The sequence below is a fragment of the Geitlerinema sp. PCC 7407 genome (assembly GCF_000317045.1).
Lineage (GTDB): Bacteria > Cyanobacteriota > Cyanobacteriia > PCC-7407 > PCC-7407 > PCC-7407.
Genome location: NC_019703.1, coordinates 4,164,181 through 4,182,629, shown reverse-complemented (window position 1 = coordinate 4,182,629; position 18,449 = coordinate 4,164,181). Strand labels below are relative to the sequence as shown.

General features: G+C 60.6%; 12 protein-coding genes. 6 read left to right on the top strand and 6 right to left on the bottom strand.

Annotated features, from left to right (window positions below):
- Positions 1 to 36: 36 nt before the first annotated feature.
- Positions 37 to 354, bottom strand: coding sequence for an RNA-binding protein (locus GEI7407_RS17055; protein WP_015173455.1), 318 nt, complete (start codon positions 352 to 354; stop codon positions 37 to 39).
- Between the two features lie 336 nt (positions 355 to 690).
- Between GEI7407_RS17055 and GEI7407_RS17050 the strand changes: the two genes are divergently transcribed.
- The 6 genes from GEI7407_RS17050 to GEI7407_RS17025 all read left to right on the top strand — a co-directional run bounded on the left by GEI7407_RS17050 (position 691) and on the right by GEI7407_RS17025 (position 9,160).
- Entirely contained in the window at positions 691 to 1,848 is a 1,158-nt protein-coding gene (locus GEI7407_RS17050; protein WP_015173454.1) for a tetratricopeptide repeat protein, read from the top strand.
- A 69-nt stretch (positions 1,849 to 1,917) separates the two neighbouring features.
- Positions 1,918 to 2,583 (top strand): hypothetical protein, encoded by a 666-nt coding sequence (locus tag GEI7407_RS19745; RefSeq protein ID WP_015173453.1) that lies wholly within the window; start codon positions 1,918 to 1,920, stop codon positions 2,581 to 2,583.
- A 175-nt stretch (positions 2,584 to 2,758) separates the two neighbouring features.
- Positions 2,759 to 3,712: a glycerophosphodiester phosphodiesterase family protein gene (locus GEI7407_RS17040; RefSeq protein ID WP_071880925.1), complete on the top strand. Its 954-nt coding sequence runs from the start codon at positions 2,759 to 2,761 to the stop codon at positions 3,710 to 3,712.
- Positions 3,713 to 4,091: 379 nt separating this feature from the next.
- A complete protein-coding gene (locus tag GEI7407_RS17035; RefSeq protein ID WP_015173451.1) occupies positions 4,092 to 6,428 on the top strand; it encodes a PP2C family serine/threonine-protein phosphatase in 2,337 nt (778 codons plus the stop codon).
- A 46-nt stretch (positions 6,429 to 6,474) separates the two neighbouring features.
- Positions 6,475 to 8,154, top strand: coding sequence for a CHAT domain-containing protein (locus GEI7407_RS17030; protein ID WP_015173450.1), 1,680 nt, complete (start codon positions 6,475 to 6,477; stop codon positions 8,152 to 8,154).
- A 427-nt stretch (positions 8,155 to 8,581) separates the two neighbouring features.
- A complete protein-coding gene (locus GEI7407_RS17025) occupies positions 8,582 to 9,160 on the top strand; it encodes a hypothetical protein (RefSeq protein ID WP_015173449.1) in 579 nt (192 codons plus the stop codon).
- 17 nt (positions 9,161 to 9,177) lie between these two features.
- Here the strand turns inward: GEI7407_RS17025 and GEI7407_RS17020 are convergent, their stop codons facing one another.
- The 5 genes from GEI7407_RS17020 to GEI7407_RS17000 form a co-directional block, all read right to left on the bottom strand.
- Entirely contained in the window at positions 9,178 to 9,813 is a 636-nt protein-coding gene (locus tag GEI7407_RS17020; RefSeq protein ID WP_015173448.1) for a hypothetical protein, read from the bottom strand.
- A gap of 335 nt (positions 9,814 to 10,148) precedes the next feature.
- Positions 10,149 to 11,357, bottom strand: coding sequence for a 4-hydroxy-3-methylbut-2-enyl diphosphate reductase (locus GEI7407_RS17015; RefSeq protein ID WP_015173447.1), 1,209 nt, complete (start codon positions 11,355 to 11,357; stop codon positions 10,149 to 10,151).
- 102 nt (positions 11,358 to 11,459) lie between these two features.
- Positions 11,460 to 12,338: a GDSL-type esterase/lipase family protein gene (locus tag GEI7407_RS17010; protein ID WP_015173446.1), complete on the bottom strand. Its 879-nt coding sequence runs from the start codon at positions 12,336 to 12,338 to the stop codon at positions 11,460 to 11,462.
- Between the two features lie 206 nt (positions 12,339 to 12,544).
- Positions 12,545 to 14,086: an ammonium transporter gene (locus GEI7407_RS17005; RefSeq protein WP_015173445.1), complete on the bottom strand. Its 1,542-nt coding sequence runs from the start codon at positions 14,084 to 14,086 to the stop codon at positions 12,545 to 12,547.
- Between the two features lie 558 nt (positions 14,087 to 14,644).
- Positions 14,645 to 17,881, bottom strand: coding sequence for a hypothetical protein (locus GEI7407_RS17000; protein WP_015173444.1), 3,237 nt, complete (start codon positions 17,879 to 17,881; stop codon positions 14,645 to 14,647).
- Positions 17,882 to 18,449: the final 568 nt, after the last annotated feature.

Below are 18,449 nucleotides of genomic sequence, written 5' to 3'. Positions count from 1 at the left end.
TGCTGAGGCTGCCCGAAAATCGGTTGATTTTGGGACTTAGTAGTTGCGGGAGAAACCGCCGCTGCGACGGCCACCGCCGCCACCACCACCGCCAAAGGAACCACCGCGATCTTCGCGGGGCTTGGCTTTGTTGACCTTGAGGTCGCGGCCCATCCACTCAGCGCCATCAAGCGCCTCGATCGCAGCGTCTTCTTCGGCTTCTTCGCTCATTTCCACAAAACCAAAGCCGCGCATGCGGCCGGTTTCGCGATCGGTCGGGAGCTGGACGCGCTTAACAGAACCGTACTCTGCAAAAACGGCGCTCAAATCAGCTTCCGTGACCTTGTAGGAAAGGTTACCAACATAGATTGACATGAAATTTCTCCAAAATCAGAGGGGTGTAGAGAGTGAGATTTCGGAGAGAAGTCTGCCAATGCAAAACGTGAAAGACTCGTCAATACCAAAAACAAACACTGCAACCGAATACCTATTCTCGATCAACAGCCTAACATCATCTGAAGGAATTGCGAGCAATTGAATTGACATCCTCTCGGGGGCACAAGCTCCAGGGAGGATGCGACTGTGTTGCTTGGGTGGCGATCGTCTAGCGCCGGTCCTTATTTGGCAAGCGTTTGATGCTCTGGCAAGACTCCTCTAAATCTGTGAGTTTTGACCGATTTTATTTTCCCAGTTTGTTTTGGTTCGCTGACTATGATGCTGAAGTCACCTTCTCAGGGCCGGCGGGGACGAAAATTTGCGGTTCGGGCGTTGATGCTGACGGCGGTGCTGGCGGGGGCCTACTATGGGGTGCCGCTGATTCGGGACTACTGGCTGCTGTGGCAGTTGGAGACGGAGTACAGCGAGCTGCAAACCTTTGCGCAGAAAAAGGCAGAGCGATCGCAAGATCCGCAGTTCTTTCGCGATTGGGGGGATGGGGCGATCGCGTTTTGGCACCGATCGGGCAAGGGCATTCGCGTGGCGACGGAGCGCCAAGAGGCGGCCCTGGCGTGGACCTGGATGGCGCAGAAGCCAGAGGTCTTGGGGGAAGGGGTGGCGGCCTATCGGGAGGCGCTGCGCCTCGATCCGCAGATGCTGGGGGTGTATGGCGGTCTGTGCGATGGGCTGCTGCAGCAGGATGACATAGACGGGGCGATCGCAGCTTGTCGTCAGGCAGCGGCTGAGGAACCCCAGGAGGCGCTGCATTCTTTGCGCTTGGGCTTTGCCCTGAGCGGCGCAGGGCGCTGGTCGGAGGCGGAGGCGGTGGCCCGCGAGGCTCTGAGGCTGGCGCCCAAAAATGATGACGCCCACTACCTGCTGGGCAACGTTTTGCTGGCGCAGGACCAGGCAGTGGCAGCGGAGCAGGCCTACCGGCAGTCGATCGCCTTGGCGCCGGAGGCTAACTTGACCTATCTGGGGCTGGGGGACGCTTTGCTGGCCCAGAACAAAGTCGAGGAGGCGATCGCGGCCTATCGAAAGTCGATTGAGGCGGTGCCCCAGTATCCACCGGCCTACCAGAGCTTGGCGGCGGCTCTGGCGCGTCAGGGCGACCAAGACGGCGCGATCGCGGCCTATCGAGAGGCGATCGCGGCTTTTCCGTTTTATTCTGAGGCTTACGCGGATTTGGGGCAGCTTTTGGTCCAGAAAAACCAGCTAGAGGAGGCGATCGCCCTCTATCGGCAGGGGCTCGAACGCGATCCCCAGGCGGTGGAGATGCACTATCTCCTGGGAGAAGCCTTGGCGGCGCAGCAGCGCTGGCCAGAGGCGATCGCGGCCTACCAGCAAGCGCTCAAGCTCGATCCTCAGCACCCGTCAGCCCGCCAGCGCCTCCAGGCGGCCCAGCAGCGGGCGACTGCCGCTGAGTCACCCTAGATCGGGCTGGACGATTCCCAAATCAGCGCAACTCAAAACCCAATTAATAAAACACAAAAGGATAGACCTATGGCGATCGCTGTTTCGCCCAACTGGAGAAACTTCGGCTTGCAGTGGTTTGGGGCCTGCGTGGCCACAAAGCTGCTCCAGCTGATTTTTGATGGCTTTGCTGGCATGTTTGCCTCCATGGCGGGTCTGGATCGCCCGGCGTTTTTGTTGGCCCTGGTGGTTTTTCGGCTGATCGGTGCGGCCCTGGGCGGCTGGGTGCAGTGGCTGGTGCTGCGGCAGTGGCTCTTGGCCCTGCGGCCCTGGGTGCTGGCGACGAGTCTGGGCAGCGCGATCGCCTTGGTCGGGGTCAATGTGGTGTGGAGCCTCACCTTGGCCCCCTCGCCCGCTGGCATGATGGGGGCCTTTGTGCCGCCGGTGTCGGTGCTGCCGCAGTTTGTGTTTGAAGGCATCTACGGCCTGGTGCTGGGGGTTGCTCAGTGGCTGGCGCTGAAAACCAAGGTCTCCCAGGCGGGCTGGTGGATTCTGGCTAGCGCTGTCGGGTTTGTGCTGACCTCTGTGGGGACGGGCCGGCTGCAACAGATCTTCGGTCCCCTGGGCCTCGATGTGAGCCAGGGCGCGTGGAATCCCTTTTTCTGGGCGATCGCGGCAGTGAGCATTGCCCTCTATGCTGCGTTGACCGGCGGATTTTTGGTTTGGCGGCTGCGCCAGCGCCCGCCTCAGGTCTAGCGCCCCAGAAATTTTGGGATGAGTGCTTGCGGGCGATCGCCGGTTTGCGAACTTTTTTGCCGAGTGCGATCGTCCAAACATGCCCCTGAGGCGGAACCTGCCAGAATAGGGTTGGGAGTTGAGAACGTAAACTATGGCGTCAGTCTTTCAGTTTCGTGCTCCGTTACCGTCCAAATTGCGTACCAAGCCTGGTCCATCGCGTCTGCCTGAGATTCCTGCCCACTTCGACATTCAGGGTCATCGAGGCGCGCGCGGCCTGCGGCCCGAGAATACCTTGCCCTCCTTTGACCATGCGATCGCGCTGGGAGTGACGACCCTCGAGCTCGATACCGTGATTACCCGCGACGGGGTGGTGGTCGTCTGCCACAATCCCGTGCTCAGTCCACGCCTGTGCCTGAGCCCCCAGGGCAATCCCCTGCCGCGCCGTCCGCGCCTATTCATCAAAAACCTCACCCTGGCGGAGGTCCAGGCCTTCGACTGTGGTTCCCTCAATCCCCATCCAAGCCAGTTTCCCCAGCAAAAGCGCGTTCCTGGGGCCTGCATTCCCACCCTCCAAGAAGTGATTGAGCTGGCGGAGCGCCGCAACAGCAGCATTCGCTACAACATCGAGAGCAAGGTCAATCCCCTCCGACCGCGCGACACGCCGGGGCCCCGCGTCCACGCCGAAAAAATCGTGGCCCTCATTGAGCAAAATGACTTGGTGGAGCGGGCCAGCGTGCAGTCCTTTGACTGGCGGGTGCTGCGAGCCGTCAAGCAGCTCAACCCCCAGATCCAAACGGGGGCGCTGATTCGCTATACCCGCGGCCGTCCTGGCACCCTCAAGGCGGCTTTGGGGCGGCCGTCGCCGTTTTTGGCGGGGCTAAATTTCAGCCGTTTTCGAGGAAATGTAGCGGCTTTGCTGCAAGCGGCGGGATTTATTGACCGATATTCGCCCAACTACGAAACGCTGCTGCCCCATTCGCGCAATTTCTTGCAGCCGGTTCAGGAAATTCAGCAGGCGGGGTTTCCGGTGATTCCCTGGACGGTGAATGATGTGGCGACGATGGAGATGCTGCTGAGCTTGGGCGTCGATGGCATCATTACGGATTTTCCAGATGTGCTGCTGTCGCTGATCCAGCGGGCGGTCTAGGGGAAGCGGCTGAAGAAGTTGTCAGAGTAGGGCTAGAGGCAAACCAAGCCCGTCGCGATCGGGGCTGCTAGTGAGTGCAAAAAGCCCAGAAAAGTGGTCTTGTCGGGACTGGTGGGCTGACTGCGGGGATTTTGTTCACCGCTCGAGAGGCGACGGATGGTTGGCGTGAACTCGGGAATTTCTCTCTCGGTTGCCTAGCGATCGGGGAGAGAGGATGTCAAAATCCGAAGCAAGTTGGCGCGATCGCCGCTTAAAGACCGGTTAAATGAAAACAGGCTAGATGCCTTCAGGAACCCCTGATCATGTCGGAGGCGTCCTGAGTTCATTGTGTTGCCACTCACTGCCTTCGGGTCAATGCCCGAGCCGTTCTGGTTTTTCTATGCAAGACGCTGCGGCCCCCCTCTACTGCCCCAATCCTTTGTGCCAGTCCCCGAATGGGGAAAATCAACGCTTTTGTAAGAAGTGCCGCGCGCCGCTGACTCGGCGCTATCTGTGGGTGGTGGGGGCGAATTTATCGAGCGATCGCGCCGGAGAGCTGCTGGGAGGCCGCTACTGGCTCAAGCGCGCGGGCGTGCTCCTCGACACGCAGCCGGCGTTTTTGCCCCAGATGCCGGAGACGATCACGGCGGCGATGACGCCCTACCTCAAGCTCTCGCCCTACAAGCTGCATTTGCCCCAGCTCTACGGGGTGCTGCCGCTGGAGGGTCCAGAGGGCGCAGAGGCGCTGCTGCTAGAAAATGCGCCTTTTTATGATGAGGCGATCGCAGCGGAGCGGGGGGCCGGGACGCCGGACGACCTGCTGCCGACCCTCGATGAGGCTTGGGGGCGATCGACCGCCCTGCGCCAGCTCAACTGGCTCTGGCAAATGGCCCAGCTGTGGCAGCCCCTGAGCCTGGAAGGGGTGGCGGGCAGCTTGGTGGAGCCCTACCTGCTGCGGGTTGAGGGGCCGCTGGTGCGTCTGCTGGAGCTGCAGCTTGCGGAGGCGCCTGTGACCCTGGCCCAGCTGGGACAGTTTTGGCAGCGGTGGCTGTCGGATGCCCAGCCTGCGGTGAAGCCGTTTCTGGAGCGCCTGTGCCAGCAGCTGATCCACGGGGAAATCCGCAACGCTGAGATGCTGGTGGCTTTGCTGGACGAGGGCTTGACCAATTGCGGGCGATCGCAGCCGCGCCAGATTCAGATCGCGACCCGCAGCGATCAGGGGCCGACCCGCCAGCGCAACGAAGATGCCTGCTATCCGCCCGCTGGAACGGTGCTGACGGTGGAGCCAGGGACCCAGTCTTTAACGATCGTGTGTGACGGGATCGGCGGCCACGAGGGCGGTGATGTGGCGTCCAATTTGGCGATCGCAACGGTGCGCGATCGCGTGCAGCAAATCGACCTGACGGCGACCAGCGACCCTCAAGAGATCATTCACACGCTGGAAATGGCGGTGTACGCCGCCAACGATGCCCTGAGCGATCGCAACGACAGTGAGCATCGCCAAGAGCGGCAGCGCATGGGCACCACCCTGGTCATGACCCTGGCCCAGGCCCACACCCTCTATGTCACCCACGTGGGCGACAGCCGGGCGTACTGGATCACGCGCCAGGGCTGCCACCAGCTCACCGTCGACGATGACGTGGCGGCTCGGGAAGTGCGTATGGGCTACACGCCCCACCGAGCGGCCTTGCAGCAGGCTGGCTCGGGGTCCCTGGTCCAGGCCCTGGGCATGGCGTCTTCCAGCAGCCTGTATCCCACGGTCCAGCGCCTAGTGCTCGATGAAGATGGCGTCTTGCTGCTGTGCTCCGACGGTCTGTCGGACTACGATCGCGTCGAGCACTGCTGGACCAGCGAAATTTTGCCAATTCTGGAGGGTGCCCAGGATCTTTCGAAGGTGACTGAGCGCCTGATTGAGCTGGCCAACACGCTCAATGGGCACGACAACGTGACGGTGGCGCTGATCCATTACCAGGTGCAGTCAGAGGGGAAAGGGCGGACTACGGCAATTCCGGTACCGGTGGCTCAAAGTCCGCCTGCTCCGGCGACTGCTGGCACGGGGCGATCGCCCACCACCGAGGTCAAAACGCAGCTCATTGCGCCGCCTGCGCGATCGCCTCTGGGCCTCTGGAAGCTGCTGCTGCTTCTATTGCTCCTGGGCTTGGGCAGTGTCTTGGCCTGGCTGTTTTGGCCCCTTCTGCGATCGAGCCTCGGGCCGACCGCGACGCCACCCGTCGACCCGACCCAGACGCCGAGCCCCTCCGTCACGCCCGCCAGTCCGCCGACGGCCATCACCAGCTTCCGGCCCAGCCTGCTGTTCCGGGTTGACAAGACGATCGCTCCCGGCGCGGGGACGCCGCCGCCCACCCTGGAGCTGCAAAGTCAGCCAGGGGCGATCGCCGCTCCCACAACCGCTGCCCCAGACGCAGCGCCCCTGAGCGTGCCCGACGGCAGCCTGCTGCGCGTCCTCCGCCGCCAAGAGATCCAGGGCCAAGGGCTTTGGCTACAGCTAGAGCTGTGTCCAGCGCCAGCGCCGATCGCCAGCCCCGCTCCTGCGGCCTCGCCGCCGCCCCGGAGGACCGGTTGGATCGCCGAGCGGGCGATCGCCCCCTATGCCCGGTCTGTGACCGAGGACACCCCTTCCGATTGTGCGCCGCCAGGGCCGCAATCGGGTGAGTCTACGCCTGAGCCCTCCGTTCAGAATGGGGCATCAGAACTTCCTCAAGACTCGGTAGACTAATAACACGTCTGAAGTCCACTGCCCCGTCACCTGTTGATCGGCCTCAATGTCGCGGTCTGAACTTCCCTGTCTTACCCTTTCTATCGATCGCCTCACCGCATCGGAGAAGGACAAGCCTCACTTCGCCATCTGGGTTCTCAAGGCCCCCTTCCCAGGCGGCTACGTCCACCATGACCGGATTTGGCCCGATTCTCTCACCCAGGCCTGGCAAACCTGGCAATCGATGTTTTCCCTGCGAGGGCTGCCAGAGGTGCCGCCCGTGCCGCCTGACTTTGTGCCCAAGGCGATCGCTGACCTCAGCCTCGACAACGTGACCCCCAACGGTCAGGCAGCCACCTACAGCAGTCGATTGATGCAAATGTTGGGCATCCTCCTGTGGCAGTGGCTCTTTGATGGTCCCATCCAGAGCAGCCTTGATCAGGGCCAGGGCCTCGCCATCGGTCAGCGCAAGCCGCTGCGGCTGCGCCTAGAGGTGCGCGATCCGGACCTGATCGCCCTTCCCTGGGAAATCATGCAGCCCCAGACCGGCTGTCGCGCCATCTCCCTCAACCAGCAGCTTTTGTTTAGTCGCACCACTAGCGTGGTGGATCCCCTCTCGCCGCCCCTCCTGCAGCCGATCCTCAAAATTTTGCTGGTGCTCGGGGAAAACAGCGACCAGAGCCCCCACATGCTCAGCCTCGATCAGGAGGCCGAAACCCTAGCAAACGTCTTGGGAAACGCCAGCCAGACGGGCTCCCCCAGCAGCAGCGGCGTGCCCTCTGTGCCATGTCAGGTAGATACTCTGGTGCAGCCGACTCCGGCGGAGCTGACCCACAAGCTCGAATCTGGCGGCTACAACGTTTTCTTCTATGCGGGCCACGGGGTGCCAGCACCCGACGGCGGCCTGCTGTTTTTGCGATCGGGGGTGTCCCTGAATGGAACCGAACTGGCGCAGGTGCTCACGCGCTGCCGGGTGACCCTCGCGGTCTTTAATGCGTGCTGGGGTGCCCAGCCCGACCAAATGGCACCGCCCCCAGATGCTAGCCAGGGTGCTCGGGCTGCCCATCGGGCGATTCCGCGCAGCAGCCTGGCGGAGGTGCTGATCCACCACGGGGTGCCAGCGGTGCTGGGGATGCGAGACTCCATCGCCGATCAGGAGGCCCTGAGCTTTGTGCAGGTGTTTGCCCAGGCGCTAGCGGAGCGGCATCCGATCGATGAATCGGTGGCGATCGCCCGCCAGCACCTGCTAACCCTCTACAAGTTCAACCAGCCTGCCTGGACGCTGCCGGTCTTGTACATGCACCCTGAGTTTGACGGGGAGCTGCTCCGGCAAATGGAAGAAGGCATCACCGAGCTGCCCCACTCGCCCACCTGGATCGGAGTGCAGGCCCAAGCGGCGATCGCGGCTCTGCGCACGACGGACAGCTCCGCCCAGGTCTGGCCGATTCGGGGAGGCCTGATGCGAGTGGGCCGCCGCACCGAAAACGATCTCGTCATCCAAGAGCGCTGGGTCTCCCAGCGCCACGCCGAGATTTTTTGCCGAGAGCTGGGCACCAGCGCCCTCAATCCCACCTACTTTCTGCGGGACTTCTCGCGCTACGGCACCCTGGTCTCCAGTCCAGAGGGCTGGCAGCGCATTCACCAGCAAGAAGTTCCCCTCCACTCCGGCACGCGCCTGCGCTTTGGCAGCTCCCAAGGGCAAGAACTGGAATTTGTGGTGGAGCCACCTGAAGGGGCAGCCCACTAGCCAGCGTGCTGCGTCTGGGAAGCGGGGCGATCGCCCAAAAGAGTTTTTGGCCTCAGCATGTCCCTTGGGATAGAACCGCTCGGACAGCCAGAGCGTCTACACTGCCTGTGGGCAGCCTGCGCTCTTGCCTCAGGCAGATGCAAAAAATGGGAGTTGCTGTCCCTGGTTGAGGGACCGACGGGTGATCACCCCGCACGCCCGCGTCAGCATTTCCCGGCACACTCAGTCTAATAGCAGAGTTTGCTACGCGCTTTGGCGGATTTGATTTTTCCGAAATCCTCAAAGCTCGCTAAATCAAGGGTTTGAGACGCTTTTCTTGAAATTGAGAAAGTTCGCTCGATTTACGGAACGCTCTAAAACCCCTCTGTAGCTACCCAGTGCCAAGGTTGGTCCATTTGGTTGGTTAAGGTCTTCAGGAGTAGGTAAGATGACACTGCATTCACAACAATCCGAAGCTCGCATTCACAATCGCTCTCACGCCTGGCTGGATCTCGCCCAAGCGGTTTTGTACGCTGACATGCCCTACGTTTGGAATCCGGCGGAGGCTGCGGCAGAGGAATACTTTATGGAGGCCGAGGCTCAGCTAGACGCTGAGGGAATGGCTGCCCCAGAGTTGGCCCAGTATGCTCAAGCCTTTGAAGCGGCGGCCTTTGACCTGTTTGCTCAGCACGATCGCACCTCGCTGTGCGCCACGCTGGTTGAGAAGTTTGCCCAGCGGGTGCCCCAAGAGTTGCTCGACGGGATTGTCCGTCAGGCCCAGGCAATGGTGAAGAGCCAAATGTCGATCGCCGAGCGCCTGATTGCCTGCGTGCAAGATGCTTTGCCCCACTGGAGCGCAGACGACTTGCAAGTGCTGGCTCGTCCCTATGCCTTTGCGATGCGGGATCGGGACTATGTGTCTGAGACCCTCAATGCGACGGCAATATCCTGGGAACAGCTCTCTGAAATGGATCGCGCACGTCTCAGTCTGGCGATCGCCCGCTATGCTCTTGACGAGCTGAAGTAGGGACTTTTGCCCTTGCCTTAGTCGTAGAGCACCTGGAGCAGCGCCTCTGTCATAGGCATAGCCTCGATCTGCTCCACCAGATGGGTGTTCACGATGTCAAACTTGGCTCCTGCGCCCTCTAGATGATCGTCTAGGGCATTCAAGAAGCCTCGCGCAACCAAATCGTCACCAACTTGAATAAAGCCGATGCCGAGTTCCTCATCGTACTGAACCTGATGAGTTGCCTCGATGATGGTTTTCACAATGGCCATGCGATCGCCGGGCTCTCCGTCGATGAAGACCAAAATCATCTCGCCGTTGGGTTTAGCTTTCTGGGCTGCCTTGCGGCTGAAATAGTCGTCTAGCGCTTCCTGAAGCACTGACTGGAGATGGATGGTGTCGGGAGGATAGTTGGCGTTCAAAATCTCAGACAACTGATCAGCCTTGACCTGCTCGTACTTTTTGAACGGGCAGGTTTCTTTTGTGGGATCACAAGAGACAAAAAAGGTGACGCCGTCAGGGTCAAGATCTTGGCACTGCTGAACGAGGGCAGCAAGGGCGCTGTAGGCTTCTTGCCAGCGATCGCTAAAGCGAGGGGTGTGGGTGCTGTGGTTGACCGTGGTGCGAGCCAGGATGATGACGTAGTCGCGATTTTTGAGCAGGGAGGCAGCCATAGCGCAAGGAGTCTGGGGCTTTTAATATCTTCGGGGGTGTCCCTCCGGACAAGCAGCGGGTTTCAGAATTTGAAACGGAGTTGCTGATCGTCTTAAGGGGGCGTTGGTTCCATGGTTGCATAGGCCGATGGCCGGAATCTTGGCCTCGCTGAAGGGGCGATCGCCGCGCCCTGCAAGCCTTCCAAAAACAAACGCCCGAAGTTCTTCGGGCGTCTGGGAAAGCAGCGAAATTCAGGATTAATTCAGAATTGCAGCCAGGCTTCGAGAGCTAGAATCTGCGATCGCTCCCAAATCCGTGCACCCTCAGCAAGAACCGGCTCTCGGCCTGACCTTGCCTAGACAGCGGCTGCTGCCGCCTTGAGAGCAAATATTTTTTCGATCACCTCGGAGACCACCTTGTCGGGCGTAGATGCGCCAGAGGTCACCCCGACCACGATCGGGCCTTCGGGGAGCCAGGGCGTCGCAATTTCGAGGTCGCGCTCGAGGGGCTTGTGCTCTACCTGGTTGCCGGGGCCGATCCGCTCAGCGCTGTCGATGTGATAGGAGGGGATGTGACGCTCTACCGCGATTTCCTGAAGGTGGGTGGTATTGGAAGAGTTGTAGCCGCCGATGACGACCATCAGGTCGAGCTTTTCTTCGACCAGCTGGAGCATGGCGTCTTGGCGCTCCTGGGTGGCGTCGCAGATCGTGTTGAAGGACTGGAAGTGCTCGTTGAGGTTCTCGGGGCCGTACTTCTGCATCATGGTGCGCTCAAAGAGTTTGCCGACCTGTTCGGTCTCGCTCTTGAGCATGGTGGTTTGGTTGGCGATGCCGACGCGCTCGAGGTCGCGATCGGGGTCGAAGCCAGCGGAGCAGGACTTGGCGAACTTGGTCATGAAGGCGTCGCGATCGCCCCCGTGCAGAATGTAGTGGGTCACATACTGGGCCTCGGCCATGTTCAGCACGACCAGATACTTCCCGGCGAAAGAACTGGTGGCGATGGTTTCTTCGTGGTTGTATTTGCCGTGGATGATCGAGGTGTACTGCACTTTTTTGTGCTTCTCGACGCTGTTCCAGACCTTGGAAACCCAGGGGCAGGTGGTGTCGACGATGGTGCAGCCTTTGTCGTTGAGCACCTGCATTTCTTGGACGCTAGCGCCAAAGGCGGGCAGGATGACGACGTCCCCGGGAGCGACGATGGAAAAGTCTTTTTGGCCTTGCTCGACGGGAATGAAGCCCACTTCCATTTCCCGCAGGCGGTTGTTGACCGAGGGATTGTGGATGATTTCGTTGGTGATCCAGAGGCGCTCGGTGGGGAAGTGCTGGCGGGTTTCGTAGGCCATGGCGACGGCGCGCTCGACGCCCCAGCAAAATCCGAAGGCCTCGGCGAGGCGAATGGTGACCTCACCGCGTTGCAGTTGGTAGTGGTTGTCGCGGATTTCTTGAATCAGGTTGCTTTGGTACTCGGACTGGAGGACCGTTGCGACTTCTGCTTCGTGACCGAATCCTTTCCGGTGGTAGTTTTCCGATTTTTGGAGCGATCGCTTGAAGGCTTTTGTGTCCATAACGCTGGCTATTACTCGTACTGCAACGGGCAAAGTTCCCCTTGATCATACGATCCGGTTTGAGCGCCGCTGCGTTTGGGAGCGTGCTTCTTCTCGCTTGGGCTAGGGCTTGATCTGGCTGTAGAGCTGGAGGGCAGAGCGCCAGACCAGGTAGCCGTTGCGGTTTAGGTGGAGGCCGTCGGTGGTGAAGTCGTGGTGCAGATAGCCCGTTTCGTCGGCAAAGAGGGGGTAGAGATTGAGGTATTGGGCGCCTTCGTCGCGGGCGATCGCGGCCAAGGATTCGTTGAGATCTTGGATTTGCTCTAGGGGAATGGCCAACAGGCGATCGCGGCCTTCCCAGGTGGCCTTGGGGCCGCTGTGGGGCAGGACAGACTGCACGACGATGCGGCTGTCCGGGTGCGCCCACACCAGATAGCGGATCATGCCTCGGTAGTTGGCGGCGATCGCCTCATTGCTCACGCCCCGAATCAGATCATTGATGCCGATCATGACGAAAATCACCTCGGGATCTGTCTGATCCATCAGGTCGAGGCGATTGAGCAGGCCGCCAGAGGTCTCTCCCGAGATGCCTTGATTGAGCCAGGTGGTTTCTGTGGGCAGCAGCTCGCTGGGAAACCACAGGCTGAGGGAGTCCCCCAGCAAAATATTCAAGTGCTTGGGCGGCTGGGCGGCGATCGCCCGGGCCTCTCGGCCCAAAAGACCCACCCACTGCTCGTAGGATAGCTGGTGGCGCGGCCCCAGCTCAGGGCTCGGCGGTGGCGAGGTGAGGGTGGATGCTTTGGACGGCTGGGCCGCAGACGGCGTCGCGGGGCCACGGGCAGGCGGTGGCGTGGCCTGCCCCAGCGTCCAGGCCAGCAGTCCTAGCAGGCCCGCATTGCCCAAAATGGACCACCAGGCCCAGCGCGGAGCGCGCCGCCAGCGAGAAGCTTCTGGCGGTGTGGAGACAGCGGAGTTCGGGGCGCTGAGGCGGCGATCGCCCATAACCGAGTTCCCATGAAGTGAGTCAATACGCTTTCTATCAGAAATCTCACCAGAAAGCACAATTTTCACAAGGGCCTGTCCCACCCTGCCCCTTCTGCGTATCGTCAACACGCCAAAATGGTGGTGAGCACCGCTGAGAGCTCACCACCATTTCTGTCGTCAAGCGATCGCTCCCTAGGAGCGATCGCTCTCACAAACCCTAGAGTCTATTGGAACGGCGTTCCCACGCCGCCATGGCTAGAGACACTCGATCCAGAATTGAGCGTTGTGTCCTTCACAAAGCCAGCATAGGCTTCCATGCCGTGCTCGCCGATGTCTAGACCCATCATTTCCTCCTCGGCCGTCACCCGCAGACCCAAGAAAGACTTCAGCACCAGCCAGAAAATCGTGCTCAGGGCCACCGTGAAGCCGCCAATCGTCAGAATACCGAGAATCTGAGCAATCAGCTGAGTTGTGCCATTGCCTGTCAGCAAGCCAGCCTCCATGTCGAACAGGCCGACCGCCAGCGTCCCCCAGACCCCATTGACCAAGTGGACCGACGTGGCACCCACCGGGTCATCAATCTGGATGCTGTCAAAGAAGAAGACCGCGAAGACAACCATCACACCGCCGATCAGACCAATGATCACGGCACTGCCGTAGGAGACGCCTGCGCAGCCCGCCGTAATGGCAACCAAACCCGCCAAAATACCGTTGATCACCATGGACAGGTCAGGCTTGCCAGACACCGCCCAAGAGGTAATCGTTGCTGCAATACCGCCAGCCGCCGCCGCCAAACTAGTGGTTACGGCAATATAAGGAACCGCTTCATCCGCAGCCAGCTGAGAGCCAGCGTTAAAGCCGAACCAGCAGATCCACAGAATCAAGCAGCCCAGCGTAGCAATGCTCATGTTGTGGCCGGGAATCGCGCTCGGTGTCCCGTCTTCTTGGTACTTGCCTAAGCGGGGTCCCAGAATGGCTGCACCCATCAGCGCAGCCCAGCCGCCCACCGAGTGCACCACCGTCGAACCAGCGAAGTCCTTGAAAGCAACGCCACCGAGGAAACCAATGTCCGACAGCATGCCGCCGCCCCAGACCCAGTGACCGCTGATGGGGTAGGCAACGCCAATCAGCAGCAGGCTGAAAATGAGGAAGTCAACAAACTTGATTCGCTCTGCCACAGCACCGGAAACGATGGTCGCTGCGGTACCGGCGAACGCTGACTGGAACAGGAAAGAAAGCGCGATGGGCAGACCTGCCGGGAACGGGTTCAGGCCGTAGGTCGCGGGGTCGTTGCTGCTCAGGAAGAAGCCGCCCCAGCCGATGAAGCCATTGCCGTTGGCGCCGAACATCAGCGAAAACCCGAAGGCCCAGTAGGCAATGGTTGCCAAGGCGAAGACGATCAGGTTTTTGGTGAGAATGTTAACGGCGTTCTTCTGGCGACAAAAGCCCGTTTCGAGCATTGCGAAGCCAGCGTTCATGAAAATTACTAGGATGGAAGCGACCAGAACCCAAATGGCGTTGAGGTTTCCCTGGACGACTTCAGGCGTAAGGGGAGGGCTGTCTTGGGCTGAGGCTGCTAGGCTCCAAACGCCCACAATCAAAGCGATGAGGGGAATGGAAGCAACCCAGCTAAGAGTGAAGCGGGGAAGAATGTCACGGATGGTTGCCAGAAATTCGGCAACGTTGGGTAGGGAAGACGAGCTGGTTGTGGGCAGCCGTCTAGCTCCACTCCTCGCTCTCTTTGTTAGCGTCGGTCTAGACATCATCACTGAACGTTCCTTAGATACGCAAAACAGGACAGACACCTTGCCGTAAGGCCTGTATCTGATAGGCGAAGACTCAAGTCTTGCTGGATGGCTTCTTGGCTAAAAACTACGGGGTTGGCGGGCGATGCGACCCGCCAATTGCTCTTGTGTGAACCTGGCAGTCACCCTTGATCAACAGAGCGGTAGTTACTGCGGAAGCCTCTGAATGTTGAAAATCATGTCAAGTAGATTGCACCAATTCTCAATGGGTCAATTCTGTATCTGCGGATACACTTGATGTCTGGCATCTGCCTGGCGAAGGAAGTCGAGCGTTTCTGGAGTGCTTTGGGGTTACCGTATGGGGCCTGCTAGAGGCGATCGCAGGGAATCTTGGACGTGTCTAGAATTTCGATCGCTAAAGTTGAAAAATTTCAGACTGGATTTCGTGGTACAAGTGAACTATTGTTGTGTTGCCACTCCTTAGGCGTTGCCAGGGGCGATCGCCCCTGGCACTTTATTGACCTGGTGCTGGCACAGCAATGGGCCGATAGCTCAGAGGCGATCGCCCCGCCGGCTTTCCTAGGGCTCAGGTAGACTCTGCGCTCGGCTCCAGGGAATCAGCGGATCGTTCGCCAAAGCCTTAGACACCGCATAGGCGCCGTAGCGGTTCAGGTGGCTCGGGTCGGAGAAGAAATCATTGCGAGTGGGCCATAGCTGCCCGAAATCCCGGAAAATCAGCTTGCTTTCGGCATCGACGCGAATCATTTCCTGAATAAAAGCGGCTTCGGCATCCGATCGCACGGGATCGAGGTAATCCTCGGTTAGCGGAAGATTGATAAACGCTAGAGCAATGCCCTGCTGCTCAGTGAAGTCGATGAGAGACTGCAAGGCGTCCATCTGCTCACCAGCCAGCCGGAAAGCGTCGTAGTCGGTGTCGTAGCTACCGGACACCTTGGAGTACTTTTGGTAGTACGTGGCTGGGTTAAAGCGCTCAGACAGCGGCAAGAAGCCCTCAAAGTCGACCCGGCTTTGCAAAACGGGTGAACCCACGCCTTCGAAGGACTCGCTGCTGGCAAGATCGCTCAGGGGGGCTGAGGGGGCTTTGGGGGCTTTGGGGGAGAGGGACCCGAGAAGGCCATTCTTGAGCACCTGGCTCAGGCGATCGCGCTGAGCGTAGAGGCCGGAGCGATCGCCCAAAGCCTTCGTCATCTGCTGATTGATCGTTTGGTAGCGCTCAAAAATTGTTTGGGGCTTGGCAGGGGCCACTGGCGCCGAATCAGCCTCGTCCTCGGCAGTCTCCTGGGCGGCCGGATCAGCCTGCGCCTCAAACAAAGGCGGCAGCGTGCCCGCCTCAAAGGCTTTGTAAGCGTCCGAGGCCACAATGCCGTTGTAGGTGATGTCGAGGCGACCGCTGTTGAAAGCGCGGGCACCGTCTGCCCAAATGATCAGGCGCGGCAGGTATTTCGGCGGCAGCAGCTCCCGGATCATCAGGTCGACCACCTGGGCCGTAGCGCCATTGACCCCAAAGTTGAACACCGTCAGGCTGGGGTATCCCTGGTCGGCCAGCGCATTTTTGAGGGCGGAGGGGTCAACGCCGCGCAGAGCCCGCGAGCTGCCCACCACCAGCACATCGGGGGTGCCATAGTCCTGGACAAACTGCTGGTAGAGGGCCAGCTTTTCGTCCAGCTGACGGCTGTTGAAAGAAGGGCGATCGGAGCGGGCGATCGCGAGGGCCACAGAGGTGGCAGCGCTCGGCTTGAGGGGCTCAGCTTCGAGGGTGACAACGCCTTCGCTGTCGGTGGCCGGATCGTCAGCAACGGTGACGTCAGTGGTGCCCGGCCGCGTAAAGCCGTCGGACGAAAATGCATCGCTATCTTCAGTCAGATCACCGCTCTCTTTGCTCAGGGACAGCGACGGCATCAGCGCCTCAAGGGGCTGCGCGATTTCCTCGGGTGGATTGGCCAACGGCGCTGCTGGGGGGCTGAGGCTGGGAGCCGCTTCGGGGGGTTGGGAGATAACGCGAGACAGCACAAAGTCGCTTTGCACGACCAGCAAGACGCCAATGCAGCCCCAGATGAGCGCCAAGCCCTTGCCGTGGTAGCCCCCTTGGCGCGGGGTCTGGTCAGCGGGCAAGAAGAGCTGAGACCGAATCAGGCTCTGCTGCAAGCTGTGCCAAAGCTGCTGGGTGGCTTCGGTGACGCTGCTGGAGAGGTCTCCCTCGATGGGGGACTCCTGGATGGCCAGCTCTCCCGGATCGGCGATCAGGTCGCCCACGTGGGCCGAGGAAGCCGCAAATTCGGGAGTGGCCTCGGGCACCAGGCGGCGGCGGGGCACAAAGTCGAGGCCGTAGCTCCACAAGGGGCGTCGCTGACCGGCACGGCGTCCATAAATCCGCACGCCAGAAATTTTGGGCAGACGCAGCTGGCGCATGAAGCGGGCGATCGCGGGTCCGACCTGCTTTTGCTGGGGGCAAATCGGCGCGTCGGCCATGATGTGCAGCAGATCCCGCTTGCGCAGGATCTGGATCCGAAGACCGCCGGTTTCGAGCTGCCGGTCGAGGTTGGTATTCAGCAGGCGGGTCAGCAAAAAGGCGATCGCGGGCAGATCGCCGCCCTGGGCCAAGTCCAGGGTCGAATCAGCCAGGGCGGCATGCTCTTGGGCTGGCAAGTTCAGCCAGTCTACCCAGCTAGGAATCGTATCTGGCTCGGGGGCGGCTGTTTGGGATTCCTTAGGCGCGTGGGTCACGCCGTATATCGTGGCTGCGTGGATGCCCTGGGGCGCGAGGGAGGCCAGAACAGGCGCGATCGCCCCCACGCTCAGCGCTTGGGGCGGCGCAATCGGCGATCGCCCATTGGGCTGGGTCTGGGGTACACAAAACAGGTGCAGCGTTGTTTCATTGAGGGTGGCGGAGACCTGGGTTCCTACCGACGCGAGGGCCTGATTGAGCAAGCGGGCGATCGCCTGCACATCCCCCCACCGCGCCCAGCTGCGCAGCATCGTCTCCTGCGGCGTCAAATCGATCCGCAGCAGCCAGTCCGGCTTCGGCTCCCCCGTGACCTGGCTCACCACCAAGGCATCTTGGAAATCAGCCAGCTCTAGGTGCCGCAGCTGGCGAGCGATCGGCTCAGCCACCAGTATCGGGTCCGGGCTGTAAATCGACTCGCAGGTGATCGAGAGGCGCTGAGAGCGTGCCGGAGTGCCTTGATCCAGCGTTCCGGTGATCTCTTGGGTATGGGGCTCACAGGGAATCGCGCGGACGCTGACTTTGACGCTGACGCCCAAGCTGCTCAGGGTTTCGCTCAGGTAGGCCGCGATCGCCTCCGGTCGGCCTTGGCGCGCCCGCTGCTCATTGGACATCACCAGGGCCGAGCTCAAGCGCGATCGCGGAGACACCGTCGCATTGCGCGTGCCAGCGCTAGACACCTCCAGGCTTGCCGACCCTTCGGGTGGGGCGGGCTGAGGGGGCTGAAGCGTCGTGAGCTGCTCTAGATAGCGATCGAGCTGGCTGAGAATCACCACTTCACTCCAGGCCGGCGACTTTTGGCCGATCGCCCGACCGTAGAGGGACACCTGATAAATCGGCGGGTGATCCACTGGTAGCAAATCATTAATCGACGTCCGGCTCAGGGCCTGCACCAATCGCGCCAGCATCACCGCAGCGCTCGGACAGCGCAGCGCCTCACACAGGATGTGCAGTTGATTGCCGCGCAGTCGAAAGCTGACCCGGACTTCGTCGGCCTGATGGCCAACCGCATGGTAGACCCACCGGGCCAAGGGGGATTTGCTATCCAAGAGGGGACGAGAATCGGTTTTCACGGGCACTAGCCGCTAACGATGACGACGAATGGGAGCAGTCTCGGTCCCCTCGACGCTATCAATCTTGCTGAATCTGCGATCGCCGGCTTCAAAATCGGGGGAACTTCAGACTAGAGAATAGCAAGAAGTTTGCTGGGAAGCCCGTCAAATCTAGGGGACCCTCGCAAACCCTTGTATTCCGGGAGATTGCGGCGATCGCACCCCAGTCGGCGATCGCCTTGAACGGCTTCACAGCCCTGAGCCCCCGCGCCCAAGCATCCTCACCCGCTCCCCAGCCGCTGCCAGAGACATCCGAAAAACACTTGCAAAGGTTCATACTGCCTCTAGCGCTAGGGCTGAGCTCTGAGCCAGGAGCCGATTTCCCTCCTTTCTGACCCCTGCGATCTAGACTAGGCAGCAGGCCCGCTAGCGGTGAAACTGCCCTCGCGATCGCGCTCCAGTCGAGGGGAGAATGTCACAATTTAAACGACCTCCACTAGAGCAATCCGGAGACTTGACCCGCATCAGCGGCGATCGACTCCAGCACCGCCCAAAAAAGCGTTTACGCTAGATCCCCAAATCCCTTGAC